This window comes from Pseudomonas sp. TWP3-2 (assembly GCF_049897765.1).
In the GTDB taxonomy this organism is placed as follows: Bacteria; Pseudomonadota; Gammaproteobacteria; order Pseudomonadales; family Pseudomonadaceae; genus Aquipseudomonas.
Window position 1 is genome coordinate 28,044 of record NZ_JAFCWW010000019.1, and the last position, 14,650, is coordinate 42,693.

The 14,650-nt window shown below is 61.0% G+C and carries 11 protein-coding genes; 9 read left to right on the plus strand and 2 right to left on the minus strand.

Annotated features, from left to right (window positions below; translation table 11 throughout):
- The first annotated feature begins 113 nt into the window (after nucleotides 1–113).
- From ACP7EE_RS22160 to ACP7EE_RS22185, 6 genes are all read left to right on the plus strand, one after another.
- A complete protein-coding gene (locus tag ACP7EE_RS22160; RefSeq protein WP_426236755.1) occupies nucleotides 114–1,499 on the plus strand; it encodes a UbiD family decarboxylase in 1,386 nt (461 codons plus the stop codon).
- Between the two features lie 11 nt (nucleotides 1,500–1,510).
- Nucleotides 1,511–2,125, plus strand: a complete 615-nt coding sequence (locus tag ACP7EE_RS22165; RefSeq protein ID WP_426236846.1) for a UbiX family flavin prenyltransferase — start codon at nucleotides 1,511–1,513, stop codon at nucleotides 2,123–2,125.
- 92 nt (nucleotides 2,126–2,217) lie between these two features.
- The gene (locus ACP7EE_RS22170; RefSeq protein WP_426236757.1) at nucleotides 2,218–3,264 is read left to right on the plus strand and encodes a CobW family GTP-binding protein; all 1,047 of its coding nucleotides are present in this window, start codon (nucleotides 2,218–2,220) and stop codon (nucleotides 3,262–3,264) included.
- A 250-nt stretch (nucleotides 3,265–3,514) separates the two neighbouring features.
- Nucleotides 3,515–4,882 carry a nucleobase:cation symporter-2 family protein gene (locus ACP7EE_RS22175; RefSeq protein WP_426204388.1) on the plus strand — a complete coding sequence of 456 codons (1,368 nt, stop codon included), beginning with the start codon at nucleotides 3,515–3,517 and terminating at the stop codon, nucleotides 4,880–4,882.
- A 12-nt stretch (nucleotides 4,883–4,894) separates the two neighbouring features.
- Nucleotides 4,895–6,283: an amidohydrolase family protein gene (locus ACP7EE_RS22180; RefSeq protein ID WP_426236759.1), complete on the plus strand. Its 1,389-nt coding sequence runs from the start codon at nucleotides 4,895–4,897 to the stop codon at nucleotides 6,281–6,283.
- A 125-nt stretch (nucleotides 6,284–6,408) separates the two neighbouring features.
- The gene (locus ACP7EE_RS22185; RefSeq protein ID WP_426236761.1) at nucleotides 6,409–6,618 is read left to right on the plus strand and encodes a hypothetical protein; all 210 of its coding nucleotides are present in this window, start codon (nucleotides 6,409–6,411) and stop codon (nucleotides 6,616–6,618) included.
- A gap of 133 nt (nucleotides 6,619–6,751) precedes the next feature.
- Here ACP7EE_RS22185 and ACP7EE_RS22190 read toward each other — a convergent pair whose 3' ends face one another.
- Both ACP7EE_RS22190 and ACP7EE_RS22195 read right to left on the minus strand, forming a co-directional pair.
- A complete protein-coding gene (locus ACP7EE_RS22190) occupies nucleotides 6,752–8,032 on the minus strand; it encodes a Zn-dependent hydrolase (protein WP_426236763.1) in 1,281 nt (426 codons plus the stop codon).
- 156 nt (nucleotides 8,033–8,188) lie between these two features.
- Nucleotides 8,189–9,673, minus strand: a complete 1,485-nt coding sequence (locus ACP7EE_RS22195) for an NCS1 family nucleobase:cation symporter-1 (RefSeq protein WP_426236765.1) — start codon at nucleotides 9,671–9,673, stop codon at nucleotides 8,189–8,191.
- Between the two features lie 631 nt (nucleotides 9,674–10,304).
- Here ACP7EE_RS22195 and hydA point away from each other — a divergent pair.
- The 3 genes from hydA (at nucleotide 10,305) to preA (ending at nucleotide 14,581) form a co-directional block, all read left to right on the plus strand.
- Nucleotides 10,305–11,747: a dihydropyrimidinase gene (gene hydA / locus ACP7EE_RS22200; RefSeq protein ID WP_426236767.1), complete on the plus strand. Its 1,443-nt coding sequence runs from the start codon at nucleotides 10,305–10,307 to the stop codon at nucleotides 11,745–11,747.
- Between the two features lie 191 nt (nucleotides 11,748–11,938).
- The gene (locus tag ACP7EE_RS22205) at nucleotides 11,939–13,306 is read left to right on the plus strand and encodes an NAD(P)-dependent oxidoreductase (RefSeq protein ID WP_426236769.1); all 1,368 of its coding nucleotides are present in this window, start codon (nucleotides 11,939–11,941) and stop codon (nucleotides 13,304–13,306) included.
- Nucleotides 13,307–14,581, plus strand: coding sequence for an NAD-dependent dihydropyrimidine dehydrogenase subunit PreA (gene preA / locus ACP7EE_RS22210; RefSeq protein WP_426236771.1), 1,275 nt, complete (start codon nucleotides 13,307–13,309; stop codon nucleotides 14,579–14,581).
- Nucleotides 14,582–14,650: the final 69 nt, after the last annotated feature.

Here is a 14,650-nt window from a genome sequence, read left to right on the forward strand (position 1 = left end):
ACAGCGACTTTACAGGCGCGAAGATGACCCGGCGTTCGCTCGACCGGCAGGCCAACGGCTTGTCGATTGAAAGCTCTGTCAGCCCTGCGCGCCTGCTTTTTTGAGGTGAAACCATGACCGTTTCGACGCTTGGCGATACCCAGGATTTCCACGTTTTCATCGACGCTTATCGCCGCGAATACCCGGACGATGTGCTGACCATCACCCAACCTCTTTCCGCCGATCAGGACGTCACCGCGCTGGTCGATGCCCTCGCCGCTCAGGGCCGCGATCCGTTGCTGATCTGCGAGCAAGTCGGCAACCTCGGCGTGCCGGTGGCGACCAACCTGTTCGCCTCCCGTACCCGCATCGCCCGGTTGTTCGGCGTGCCTGCGGCGCAGTTGCACGAAACCTTCCAGGCCCGCGCCAACCATCCAATTGCGCCGCGCTATGTAGAAACCGGCCCGGTGCTCGACGAAGTGTTCGAAGGCGAAACACTCGACCTGGCGCTGCTGCCGATGCTCAAGCATTTCGACAGTGATCGCGGACCGTACATCACCAACGCGATCATCATCGCCGAGGACCCGCAGACCGGCATCGCCAACATGAGCTATCACCGCTCGATGCGCCACGCCCGCCAAGCCCTCGCCACCAGCCTGCACTCGCGCGGACACTTGTGGCGGATGTTGCAGATCGCCCGCGAGCGCGGCGAGGAATTGCGCGTGGCGATGGTGGTCGGCGCGCATCCGCTGTTCATGCTCGCGGCGGCGGCACGTTTGCCGTTCGGCAGTGATGAACGCGCAGTCGCTGGTGGCCTGTTTGGCGCCCCGCTGGAACTGGTCAAGACCCCGCGTTACGGCATCGGCGTACCCGCGTATGCAGAGTTCGTCCTTGAGGGCGCAATCGATCCTGCGGCCTATGCCGAAGAAGGTCCGTTCGGCGAATTCAGCGGTTATTCCTCGGACCGTTCGACCAACAACGTACTGCGCGTCGACACGATGTTACGGCGCAAAAACGCGTGGCTGGTAGACGTGGTCGGCGGGCGCTACGCCGAACATCTCACACTGGCGCGACTGCCGCGTGAAGCGGAAATGAGCGAGAAGCTCAAGGCGCGTTTCCCCGCCGTGACCGCCGTGCATTACCCGAATTCCGGCACGCATTTTCATTGCTACGTTGCACTGGATCAAAGCCGAGACGGCGAGGCGCGGCAGATCATGCTCGCCCTGCTCGGCTGGGATCCGTACCTCAAAAGCGTGATCGCGGTGGACAGCGATATCGACATCACCGACGACAGCCAGGTGTTGTGGGCACTGGCCACGCACTTCCAGCCGCACCTGGATATTTTCGTCATCGACGGCTTGCCCGGCAGCCCGCTGGACCCGTCATCCTCGGTCAACGGCACCACGTCGCGCATGGGCCTGGATGCCACGCGCGGTTCGGGGTTTGACGGGATCAAGGCGCAACTTGATCAGGACGTGCTCGAACGTGCGCGTGTTTTGCTCAAGGATTATCCAGCGTGAACCGCCAACGGATGGTGGTCGGGATCAGCGGCGCGTCCGGGTTCATCTACGGCGTGCGTCTGCTGGAATTGCTGGCCGAGCTGAATATAGAGAGCCACCTGATCATCAGCCGCGCCGCGCTGCTGACCATGGCCCACGAAACCGATTACAAACTCGCCGACGTCACGGCGCTGGCCAGTCATTACCACCGCGCCGATGACGTCGCCGCCGGGATTGCCAGCGGCTCGTTCCGCTGCCTCGGGATGGTCGTCGCGCCCTGTTCCATGCGCACCTTGGCGGAGATCGCCACCGGCACTTCATCCGGGCTGATCGGCCGCGCTGCCGACGTCACGCTCAAGGAGCGCCGCACGCTGGTGCTGATGGCCCGCGAAACGCCGTTGACCCTGGCGCACCTGCGCAACATGACCGCCGTCACCGAGATGGGCGGGATCATCGCGCCGCCGGTTCCGGCGTTCTACGCACGTCCCGATAACCTCGCACAAATGGTCGACCACAGCCTCGGCCGCGTCCTCGACCTGTTCGGCCTCGATGCGGGCACCGCCACCCGCTGGCGAGAACACACAGAACCCTGTGGGAGCTGGCTTGCCAGCGATGGCGCCAGGTCAGCCAACCTCACTTCTGAATGACACACCGTCATCGCTGGCAAGCCAGCTCCCACAGGAATCCATGCATCACCCAATTCATCGTGCACCGGTTAATCAGTATCAAGGAGCCTCACATGAACACCCCATTCAACGCCCCGACCCCGAACACCAAAATCCCCGTGACTATCCTCACCGGGTTCCTCGGCGCCGGCAAAACCACCCTGCTCAACTACATCCTCAAGGAAAACCACGGGCGCAAGATTGCCGTGATCGAAAACGAGTTCGGCGAGGTCGGCATCGACGGCGATCTGGTGCTCAGCTCGGAAACCGAAGAAATCTACGAAATGGTCAACGGCTGCGTGTGCTGCACCGCCGAAGTTCGCGAGGATCTGGTGCGCATCGTCCGCGAACTGGTGGCGCGCCCGGTGCGGCTCGATCACATCCTGATCGAAACCAGCGGCCTCGCCGATCCGTACCCGGTGGCGCAGAGTTTTTTCATCAACGATCCGATCGCCGATGAAGTCGAACTCGACGCCATCGTGACCATGGTCGATGCCAAGCACATCGCCCGGCATCTGGAAGATCTGCAACTGGATGGCGTCGACAATCAGGCGGTGGATCAGATCGTCTGCGCCGACCGCATCGTCATCAACAAGGTCGATCTGGTCAGTGCCGAAGAAGTCGAGGCACTAAGCAGCAAGATTCGTGGATTGAATGCCACTGCAGATCTGGTGACCTCGACCCACGCGCAAATCGATCTGTCGAAAATCCTCGGCATCGGCGCCTTCGAATCCACCCAGAAGCTGATGGAAATCGGCGCCGAACACGACCATCACGCCGATGAACATCACCACGAACATGACGAACCGGACCATACCCATGACCCGAGCGTGACCTCGGTCGGCATCGCCTTGGATGGCGCAGTCGATCTGATGGCGTTCCACCGCTGGATCAGCGAATTGCGCAACGTACAGGCCGACAACCTGTACCGGATGAAAGGCGTGCTGGCGGTGGCCAACGAAGACCAGCGCTACGTGCTGCAAGGCGTGCACAGCCTGGTCGAGTTCCGCGCCTCGACCTTGTGGGGCACGGAGCCACGCTCGAGCAAGATCGTATTCATCGGCCGCGACCTGGATCGTGCGGCGCTGAATCAAGGGTTCGCCGCCTGCCTGGCAGGCTGAAGAACGGCATCGGAGCCGGTGGATGGCGGTTCCGGGCACGAATGACTGATGCCAGAACAGAAGGAACTACACAAAACCTGTGGGAGCTGGCTTGCCAGCGATAGCGGACTGTCAGTTGATAAAGATGGTGACTGCAAAATCGCCATCGCTGGCAAGCCAGCTCCCACAGGGTTCCATTGTGCTCTTGAGCTAAGCGGCATCAGACGAATACCCCTCTGTACCGAATAACAACAGCTAGAGGTGTTTCCCCATGTCGTCAGCCACAACCCCATCAAGTACCGCCTCAACCGTGCACCCGGTCGACCGCGTTTTGCCGGTGCGACAGATGCTCACCCTCGGCCTGCAACACATGGCCGTTTCGTACATCGGCGCCATCGCCGTGCCGTTGATTGTCGCCAGCGCGTTGAAAATGTCCCATGCCGACACGGTGGTGCTGATCAGCACCACGCTGTTCTGCTCCGGCATCGCCACGCTGCTGCAAACCGTCGGCTTCTGGAAATTCGGCGTGCGCCTGCCGATTCTGCAAGGCGTGGCGTTCAGCAGTGTCGGCCCGGTAATCGCCATCGGCAGCAACCCGGAAGTCGGCTTTGCGGGGGTCTGCGGAGCGGTGATTGGCGCCGGGATCTTCACCATGCTGATAGCGCCGTTCGTGGGCCGATTGCGGCGCTTCTTTCCGCCAGTGGTGACCGGTTGCATCGTCACCGTGATCGGCTTGCAGCTGTTCCCGATTGCCTACGAATGGGTCGGCGGCGGGCGCAATGCGAGCAACTTCGGTGCTCCAGCATTTCTCGGCGTGGCGGTTGTGGTGCTGCTGACCATCCTGTTGGTCAACCGCTACGGCAGCCCGCTGCTGCGCAACATGGCGGTGCTGGTGGGGATGCTGATCGGCGCGGGGCTGGCGTACGGTTTGGGCATGGGCAGTTTTCACAGCGTCGAAGATGCACCGTGGCTGACGGTGCCCTACCCGTTCTACTTCGGTCTGCCGACCTTCAGCCTGATCCCGATTGCGACCATGGTGGTGGTGATGATCGTGCAGATGGTCGAGTCGATGGGGCTGTTCGTCGCCATCGGCGACATCGTTGAGAAACCCGTCGAAGACAAACAAGTCATCAACGGTCTGCGCGCCAATGGCCTGGCCAGCACCATCGCCGGCATGTTCGCCGCGTTCCCGTTCATTGCGTTCATGGAGAACGTCGGCCTGGTGATCCTTACCGGCGTGCGCAGCCGCTGGGTGGTGGCGGTCAGCGGCTTGCTGATGTGCTCGATTGCGCTGGTGCCGAAAGCCGGGGCGATCATCGCCTCGATGCCGACCGCAGCCCTTGGTGGTGCCGGGATTGCCATGTTCGGCGTAGTCGCGGCGGCGGGGATTCAGACCCTGGCCAAAGTCGATTACGAGCGCAATCGCTACAACGTACTGATCGTCGGTTTCACCCTCGCCGCCGCGCTAGTGCCGGTGCTCGCGCCGGCCCTGTTCAAACAATTGCCCGAGTGGTCGCAGCCGTTCCTGCACAGCAGCGTGGTGATCGCCTGCCTGGTGTCGGTGCTGCTCAACGCCGCACTGAACGGCGTCAACGTGCCAGAGAGCACGCCCAGCAAATCCGCTTCGCACATCCTCTGACTGGAGCTGCCCATGACTCAACTTCAAAACATCCTGATCAAAAACCCCGTGGCGGTGATGACCGGCCTGCGTGGCCCGCGCGCCCGCGCCGGTGCGGTGGACATCCGCATCGTCAACGGGCGCATAGCTGAAATGGCCGCCAACCTTGAAGCGCAGCCCGGGGAACGGGTGATCGACGCGCGCAATTCACTGGTGTATCCGGGATGGATCAACACCCACCATCACCTGTTCCAGAACCTGCTCAAAGCCGTGCCTGAAGGCTTGAATCAGGATCTGCAAGGCTGGCTGGCCAGCGTGCCCTACCCACGTTTGAACCGCTTCACCCCGCAACTGGCGCAGATCGCCGCGCGGCTGGGCATGGTCGAGTTGCTGCTGTCTGGGGTCACCACTTGCGCCGATCACCACTACCTCTATCACGCCAACGGCAGCACCGAGACCGGCGATTTGCTGTTCGACACCGCTGATGAATTCGGCCTGCGTTTTGTGCTGTGCCGGGGCGGCGCGCTGGAGTCGGCGAGCGCCCATCCGGGCTTCTCGAAAACCGCGCTGCAACCGGAAAGTCTTGAGCAGATGGTCGGCGATATTGAACGGCTGAAATCGCGCTATCACCAGGACACACCGGATGCGATGCGCCGCGTGGTGGTAGCGCCGACCACGCCAACCTTCTCCCTGCCACCAACGCTGCTGCGCGAATTGGCGCACACCGCTAGAGGGATGGGCCTGCGCCTGCACACGCATTTGTCGGAAACTCAAAACTACGTGAATTTCTGCCGCGAAAAGTACAACTGCCTGCCAGTGGAATTCGTCGCCGAACACGAATGGCTCGGCCCCGACGTGTGGTTTGCCCACGCAGTGCACCTGCAACCGGGCGAGATCCGCATGCTCGCCCAGACCGGCACCGGCGTCTCGCACTGCCCGGTGAGCAACGCCCGACTGGGCAGCGGCGTGGCGCCAATCCCGCAGATGTATGAAGCGGGTGTGCCGATTTCCCTCGGCGTCGACGGCGTGGCGTCCAACGAATCCGGGAGCATGGTCGGCGAAGCCAACACCGCATGGCTGATTCATCGCGCGGAACAAGGTGCCGGCGCCACCACCGCCGAGGACGTGATTCACTGGGGTACAGCGGGTGGCGCGCAGGTGTTGGGGCTGGGTGCTGTCGGCACACTTGAGGTCGGGCAAGCGGCGGATCTGGTGGTCTACAGCCTCGATCATCCACGCTTCTATGGCTTCCACGACAGCGCGGTCGCGCCAGTGGTCGCGGGTGAGCCGATCACGGTGAAATACAGTCTGGTGGGCGGCCGGATTGTGGTGGATAACGGCGTGATTCCGGGGCTGGATATCGAACGGATGCGCGCCGAAGCGTGGGAAGGCGTGCAGCAACTCATGAACGTTGACGACTGACCCAAGCCCCCGCAAAAACCGTGGCGCGTGGTCATTCGCGCACCACGGCTTTCTCGACTAAAGTTAGTGCCTCATCGGATTGAGCCCCTGCCAGCTACATCGGGCTCTTGATCAAGGAGAGACTGATGACACACCGCAGCAACATCGAACGGACCTACCGCACCTGGTCCACGCCTATCCTGCTGGAATTGAAAAAACGCGAAGATCAGATGGCGCCTGTCGAGCGCCAGGCGCTTGAGGTTGTGTTGGTGGAACGGAGGTTGGTGGATTCGGGTAATCCGGAGGGTGGTGATCGCCGTCGAACCAAGTCAGGTGAAACTGAAAGGCCTCGATAGACTCATTTACTAAATCTTGCACAAAAACCTGTGGGAGCTGGCTTGCCAGCGATGGCGTCCGATCAGTTGCCATTCATTACGCTGACACACCGCAATCGCTGGCAAGCCAGCTCCCACAGGTTATTCGGTGTTTTCAGGCTGCTCGCTGTCCGGCCACCGCCGCCGAAGCCGCCAACATCGCCCGCAACAACACCGCACACCCCGCCGCCAAGTCATCCGGTGCGGCGTTTTCGATTTCGTTGTGGCTGATGCCGCCTTCGCACGGCACGAAGATCATGCCGGCTGGGCCGAGTTCGGCGAGGAAGATGGCGTCGTGGCCGGCGCCGCTGACGATGTCCATGTTCGACAGGCCGAGGCCTTTGGCGGCGTTGCGCACGGCGTCGACGCAGCCTTTTTCGAAGTACAGCGGCGGGAAGTCGGCGGTCGGGGTCAGCTCGTAAGTGAGGCCGTGTTCTTCGCAGGTGGATTCGATGACTTGCTTGACCTCGGCGATCATCGAATCCAGGCGTGCCGGTTCCAGATGACGGAAGTCGAGGGTCATGCGCACTTCGCCGGGGATGACATTGCGTGAGCCGGGATAGGCTTGCAGGCAACCGACCGTGCCGCAGGCGTGGGGTTGATGGCCGAGGGCGGCGCGGTTGACGGCGCCGACGATCACCGAGGCGCCGACCAAAGCGTCCTTGCGCAGATGCATCGGCGTCGGGCCGGCGTGGGCTTCGACGCCGCGCAGTTTCAGGTCGAACCACTTCTGGCCAAGTGCGCCGAGCACCACGCCGATGGTTTTGTGTTCGTCTTCGAGGATCGGGCCTTGTTCGATGTGCGCTTCGAAATAGGCGCCGACCTTGTGCCCGCTGACTTTACGCGGCCCGGCATAACCGATAGCGTTCAGCGCTTCGCCGACTGTCACGCCGTCGGCGTCGACCTTGGCCAGGGTTTCTTCGAGAGTGAATTTCTCGGCGAACACGCCCGAACCCATCATGCACGGGGCGAAACGCGAGCCTTCTTCATTGGTCCAGACCACCACTTCCAGCGGCGCTTCGGTTTCCACACCGAGGTCGTTGAGGGTGCGCAGCACTTCGACGCCGGCGAGCACACCGAAGCAGCCGTCGAACTTGCCGCCGGTGGGCTGGGTGTCGATGTGGCTGCCGGTCATCACTGGCGGCAAGTCCGGATTGCGCCCGGCGCGGCGGGCGAAAATGTTGCCGACTGCATCGACTGTGACGCTGCAACCGGCGTCCTCGCACCACTGCACGAACAGGTCGCGGGCCTGGCGGTCGAGGTCGGTCAGGGCCAGCCGACAGACGCCGCCCTTGACCGTCGCGCCGAGTTTGGCCAGTTCCATGAGCGACGCCCACAAGCGGTCGCGGTTGATGTGCTGATGGGTCGATTGCAGAACGTCTACGGCTGCGTTCATGGGGATCTCCTCAGGCGGTTCTTATGGATATTTCTGTGTTGTCTGTGAGGGCCTCATCGCTGGCAAGCCAGCTCCCACAGTGATTTCGGCTGTACACAAATTCTGTGTTCACCGGAAAACCTGTGGGAGCTGGCTTGCCAGCGATGGGGCCCTCCCTCACACCGTCGATTTCACGGCAGAAGGCTGCGCACGCATCGCGCACAACCCGTAATAAATCAACCCGCCCAGCGCCGAGCCGGTAAACCAGCCGTAGCTGTAAAACCAGCTGAAGGCATCGCTGCCCAGCGACAGCAAGGTCAGGGCCACCGGCACGCCGAACGCGATGAAACCAGACCAATTCCACGCCGGATACACGTCATCGCGGTACAACCCGGCCAGGTCCAGTTGCTGTTTCTTGATCAGGAAATAGTCCACCACCATGATCCCGGCAATCGGCCCGAGCAGGCTCGAATAACCCAGCAACCAGTTGGAATACACGGTCTCAAGACTCACGTCGGAGACGATCAGACCGAGTTTTTTCAGCAGTTCATGGCCCATCAGCACGAGGCCGACAAACCCGGTGAGGAGCACTGCTTTAGTGCGGTTGATCACCTTGGGCGCGATGTTCTGGAAATCGTTGGTTGGCGACACGATGTTGGCGGCGGTGTTGGTCGACAACGTAGCGATAATGATCAGCGCCATCGCGACCGCGACCCACACCGGACTCTGGATATGTCCGATCAAGGTCACCGGATCGGAAACGCTGACGCCGACCAGTTTCACCGACGCAGCAGTCATCACCACGCCCAGCGCGGCGAACAGAAACATGGTCAGCGGCAGGCCGATAATCTGCCCGAGGATCTGGTCTTTCTGACTCTTGGCGTAGCGGCTGAAATCGGGAATGTTCAGCGACAAGGTGGCCCAGAATCCGACCATCGCCGTCAGCCCGGCGGCGAAGTAACTGACCACGCTCGCGCCTTCCGGACGCTTCGGCGGAATCGCCAGCAATTCGGTCATCGACACGTTGGGCATGGCCCACACCAGCAAGCCGATGCCGACCGCTACCAGCAACGGCGCAGACAGTGTTTCCAGCCACTTGATCGACTCGGCGCCGCGAATCACTACCCACAGATTCAGCGCCCAGAACACCATGAAACCGATGACTTCGCCGGTGCCGCCAAGGGATTTCCAGCCCTCGAATACCGAGCCGAGAAACAGGTGAATCGCCAGCCCGCCGAACATCGTCTGAATGCCGAACCAGCCGCACGCCACCAGCGCGCGAATCAGGCACGGCACGTTGGAGCCGAGAATCCCGAACGATGAACGCAGCAGCACCGGAAACGGGACTCCGTACTTGGTGCCGGGGAACGCATTCAGCGTGAGTGGAATCAGCACGATGATGTTGGCGAACAGAATCGCCAGCAGCGCTTCGCCGACGCTCAAGCCGAAATACGCGGTCAGCACACCGCCCAGGGTGTACGTCGGCACGCAGATCGACATGCCGACCCACAGTGCGGTGATGTGCCATTTGTTCCAGGTTCGTTCGCGCACCTTGGTCGGCGCCATGTCGTGGTTGTAACGGGGACTGTCGAGGACGTCGCTGCCGGCTTCGAGCTCGAACAAGCCGTCGCGCTCGGTCACTTGCGATCTGATCTGTTGCATGGCCGCTCCACTGTTCTTCTGATTATTTTTTTGCTCATCAGGGGCTGGCGCACTCACGCGGCAGCCGACGATGGCCGGAGGAACTGACAACCTGCATGCACCGGCCAAGGTGTCAGCGGCGGCATCAATAAACGTGCCGGGTGCCCCGCTTACGCATCGGGCCATGCATTTGTAACTGTGCAACTTACTGAGTTTTATCAGTTTTAAATATTTACCGTTGAGTCCTCGGAAACTTGTCTGGGCGCTCAGGCTAAACCCCCGAAAAGTTATCCGAACCGACAGGACTCAAACTGGTGCACTGCATTTATTTTTCTGCTGATCGAACAACCGCAGCTCAACTTCAAGCGGCTGATTTCACATAAGAAATCTTGACCATATTTCCAACCTGTCAAGTGCGTCAAAATGGTGAAGGGCCTCACCATTTTGGTGATTGTCGTTTTTTATTGTTATTAATCAGCAAGTTAAAACACTTATAAGCTTATAAAAAATAATCTTGCTCTATTTGAATTCTGCGGCTAGCGTCTATTCCTGACAGCGCTGACAGGAATACGCCATTCAGTGCTGGGTTAATACAAAAAAAATAAAACACCTAGAACCGGCATAAGTCGGTCATGCCTGCGAGGAACTCGGAATGTCTCTGTTGATCCGTGGCGCCACCGTTGTTACCCATGATGAAAGTTACCGCGCCGATGTGTATTGCGCTGACGGCGTGATCAAAGCCATCGGTGAAAACCTCGATATTCCCGCCGGCGCCGAAATCCTGGATGGCAGCGGGCAATACCTGATGCCCGGCGGCATCGACCCGCATACGCACATGCAGCTACCGTTCATGGGCACCGTGGCCAGTGAGGATTTTTTCAGCGGCACGGCGGCGGGTCTGGCGGGCGGTACTACGTCGATCATCGATTTCGTGATTCCCAATCCGCAGCAGTCATTGATGGAAGCGTTTCATCAGTGGCGCGGCTGGGCCGAGAAGTCCGCCTCGGACTACGGCTTCCACGTTGCAATCACCTGGTGGAGCGAGCAGGTGCGCGAGGAAATGGCCGAGCTGGTCAGCCAGCACGGGATCAACAGCTTCAAGCATTTCATGGCCTACAAGAACGCAATCATGGCCGCCGACGACACGCTGGTGGCCAGTTTCGAACGCTGCCTGGAACTCGGCGCAGTGCCGACCGTGCATGCGGAAAACGGCGAGCTGGTGTATCACCTGCAACGCAAGTTGATGGCCCAGGGGATTACCGGGCCGGAAGCACATCCACTGTCGCGGCCGTCGCAGGTCGAGGGCGAAGCCGCCAGCCGCGCGATCCGTATCGCCGAAACCATCGGCACGCCGTTGTACCTGGTGCACGTCTCGACCCAGGAAGCCCTCGACGAAATCACCTATGCACGCAGCAAGGGCCAGCCGGTATACGGCGAGGTATTGGCCGGGCATTTGCTACTGGATGACAGCGTTTATCGGCACCCGGACTGGCAGACCGCGGCCGGTTACGTGATGAGCCCGCCTTTCCGTCCGCGCGGACATCAGGAAGCGCTGTGGCATGGTTTGCAAAACGGCAATCTGCACACCACCGCCACCGACCATTGCTGCTTCTGCGCCGAGCAAAAAGCTGCGGGGCGTGACGATTTCAGCAAGATTCCCAACGGTACCGCCGGCATCGAAGACCGCATGGCAGTGTTGTGGGATGAAGGCGTGAACACCGGTCGTTTGTCGATGCAGGACTTCGTCGCGCTGACCTCGACCAATACCGCGAAAATTTTCAATCTGTACCCACGCAAAGGCGCAATTCGCGTAGGTGCCGATGCCGATCTGGTGCTGTGGGACCCGCAAGGCACGCGCACCATCTCCGCCAAAACCCACCATCAGCAGGTGGACTTCAACATCTTCGAAGGCAAGACCGTAACCGGTGTGCCGAGCCATACCGTCAGCCAGGGCCGGGTGGTCTGGGCCGACGGTGATCTGCGCGCCGAGCGTGGGGCCGGGCGGTATATCGAGCGGCCGGCGTATCCGGCGGTGTTTGATTTGCTGAGCAAGCGGGCTGAGTTGCATAGGCCGGTTGCTGTGAAACGCGGATAGCGGCCTTCGGCCTATCGCTGGCAAGTCGAATCGTCGCACCGCAGCTCCCACAGGTTTTTGGCTGAACACAATATTTGTGTGCGACTTCAATCCCTGTGGGAGCTGGCTTGCCAGCGATGAGGCCATCAAAAGCACCACAAAATCCACTGCCCGATAGAGGCAGCACCTCAATAACCGTGAGGCAAAAAACCGTGATCGAGACCCTCAACCATCTCCCGCATCCGCACGAAAGCGCGGCCGCGCTCGCCGGGCATTTCAGCGATCTGGCGCCACCGCTCAACGCCCGTCAGGCACATCTGGAAGCCTCGCGCTGCCTGTATTGTTACGACGCACCGTGCGTCAATGCGTGCCCGAGCGAGATCGACATCCCCTCGTTCATCCGCAATATCCATCAGGACAATGTGACCGGCGCGGCGCAGAAAATCCTTTCGGCGAACATTCTCGGTGGCAGTTGCGCACGAGTCTGCCCCACTGAAATCCTCTGCCAGCAAGCCTGCGTGAGAAACAACGCCCACGAATGCGCACCGGTGTTGATCGGCCTGTTGCAGCGCTACGCGGTGGACAACGCGCACTTCACTGAACACCCGTTCCAGCGTGCCGCTGCCACGGGCAAACGCATCGCCGTGGTCGGCGCCGGGCCGGCGGGTTTGTCCTGTGCCCATCGCAGTGCCATGCACGGCCACGACGTGGTGATTTTCGAAGCGCGAGACAAGGCTGGCGGCCTCAACGAATACGGGATCGCCAAGTACAAACTGGTCGACGATTACGCGCAAAAGGAACTGGATTTCCTCCTGCAAATCGGCGGAATCGAGATCCGTCACGGGCAGAAACTCGGCGAGAATCTGACCCTCAGCGAACTGCATCAACAGTTCGATGCGGTATTCCTCGGCCTCGGCCTGAACGCCAGCAAACAACTCGGTCTGGCCCACGAAGACGCGCCCGGCCTGCTCGCCGCCACTGACTACATCCGCGAACTGCGCCAGGCCGATGACCTGACGCAACTGCCGCTGGCCGATCGCTGCATCGTCCTCGGCGCCGGCAACACCGCCATCGACATGGCCGTGCAAATGGCCCGCCTCGGCGCCCGCGATGTGAACCTGGTGTATCGCCGTGGTCTGGCCGACATGGGTGCCACTGGCCACGAACAGGAAATCGCCAAAGCCAATCAGGTTCGGCTGCTAACCTGGGCGCAACCCGAAGAGGTTTTACTCGACGATCAAGGAAAAGTGCGCGGCATGCGTTTCGCGCGCACTGAACTGGTGGACGGCCGCTTGCAAGCCACTGGCGAAACCTTCGACTTGGCGGCCGATGCGATCTTCAAAGCCATCGGCCAGTCTTTCGACAGCGGCGCCCTCTCCGACCCGATGGCGCGCGAACTCAAACGTCAGGGCGAACGCATTGAGGTCGATGAAAACCTGCGCACCAGCATCCCCGGCGTGTATGCCGGCGGCGACTGCACCAGCCTTGATCAAGACCTGACCGTGCAAGCCGTGCAACACGGCAAACGCGCCGCCGAGGCGATCAACGTCCAATTGATGCTCAACGTGGAGGCTGCGTAAATGGCCGATCTCTCGATAGTCTTCGCCGGCATCAAAGCCCCCAATCCGTTCTGGCTGGCCTCCGCGCCGCCGACCGACAAGGCCTACAACGTGGTGCGCGCCTTCGAGGCTGGTTGGGGCGGCGTGGTCTGGAAAACCCTTGGTGAGGATCCGGCGGCGGTAAACGTCTCGTCACGCTACTCGGCGCACTATGGCGCGAACCGCGAAGTGCTGGGTATCAACAACATCGAACTGATCACCGACCGCTCGCTGGAAATCAACCTGCGCGAAATCACCCAAGTGAAGAAGGACTGGCCGGATCGCGCGCTGATCGTCTCGCTGATGGTGCCGTGCGAGGAGGAGTCGTGGAAACACATCCTGCCGCTGGTGGAAGCCACGGGCGCCGATGGCATCGAACTGAATTTCGGCTGCCCGCACGGCATGCCCGAACGCGGCATGGGCGCAGCGGTTGGTCAGGTGCCGGAATACGTCGAGCAGGTCACGCGTTGGTGCAAGACTTACTGCTCGCTGCCGGTGATCGTCAAACTGACGCCGAACATCACCGACATCCGCGTCGCCGCCCGCGCTGCCTACCGGGGCGGTGCTGATGCGGTATCGCTGATCAACACCATCAACTCGATCACCAGCGTCGACCTTGAGCACATGGTCGCCCTGCCCACCGTCGGCAGCAAAAGCACCCACGGCGGGTATTGCGGCTCGGCGGTCAAGCCGATTGCACTGAACATGGTCGCGGAAATCGCCCGCGATCCGCAGACCCAGGGTTTGCCGATTTGCGGCATCGGCGGGATTGGCAGTTGGCGTGACGCGGCGGAGTTCATTGCGCTGGGCAGCGGCTCGGTGCAGGTGTGCACGGCGGCAATGCTGCACGGATTCCGGATTGTCGAGGAGATGAAGGACGGCTTGTCGCGGTGGATGGACAGTCAGGGTTACGCGAGCATCGCCGAGTTCTCCGGGCGTGCGGTCGGCAACACCACGGACTGGAAGTACCTCGATATCAATTATCAGGTGATCGCGAAGATTGATCAGGAGGCGTGTATTGGTTGCGGGCGCTGCCACATTGCCTGCGAGGACACTTCACATCAGGCGATCAGCAGTGTTCGCGAGGCGGATGGCACGCATAAATATGAAGTGATTGATGATGAGTGCGTGGGCTGTAATTTGTGCCAGATCACCTGTCCGGTGGCGGATTGCATCGAGATGGTGCCTATGGAAACCGGGAAGCCGTTTCTCGATTGGAATCATGATCCGCGGAATCCGTATCACGTTGCTGGTTGATTTTCAGGATCAAGAGATCGCAGCCTCGTTGCACTCGACAGCTCCTACAGAGATCCGTGTAGGAGCTGC

Coding starts and splice junctions, on each gene's coding strand:
- ACP7EE_RS22180 (WP_426236759.1), top strand. CDS start 4,895: ATGACTCAACTTCAAAACATCCTGATCAAAAACCCCGTGGCGGTGATG.
- preA (WP_426236771.1), top strand. CDS start 13,307: ATGGCCGATCTCTCGATAGTCTTCGCCGGCATCAAAGCCCCCAATCCG.
- ACP7EE_RS22195 (WP_426236765.1), bottom strand. CDS start 9,673: ATGCAACAGATCAGATCGCAAGTGACCGAGCGCGACGGCTTGTTCGAG.
- ACP7EE_RS22160 (WP_426236755.1), top strand. CDS start 114: ATGACCGTTTCGACGCTTGGCGATACCCAGGATTTCCACGTTTTCATC.
- ACP7EE_RS22165 (WP_426236846.1), top strand. CDS start 1,511: ATGGTGGTCGGGATCAGCGGCGCGTCCGGGTTCATCTACGGCGTGCGT.
- ACP7EE_RS22175 (WP_426204388.1), top strand. CDS start 3,515: ATGTCGTCAGCCACAACCCCATCAAGTACCGCCTCAACCGTGCACCCG.
- ACP7EE_RS22185 (WP_426236761.1), top strand. CDS start 6,409: ATGACACACCGCAGCAACATCGAACGGACCTACCGCACCTGGTCCACG.
- ACP7EE_RS22170 (WP_426236757.1), top strand. CDS start 2,218: ATGAACACCCCATTCAACGCCCCGACCCCGAACACCAAAATCCCCGTG.
- hydA (WP_426236767.1), top strand. CDS start 10,305: ATGTCTCTGTTGATCCGTGGCGCCACCGTTGTTACCCATGATGAAAGT.
- ACP7EE_RS22190 (WP_426236763.1), bottom strand. CDS start 8,032: ATGAACGCAGCCGTAGACGTTCTGCAATCGACCCATCAGCACATCAAC.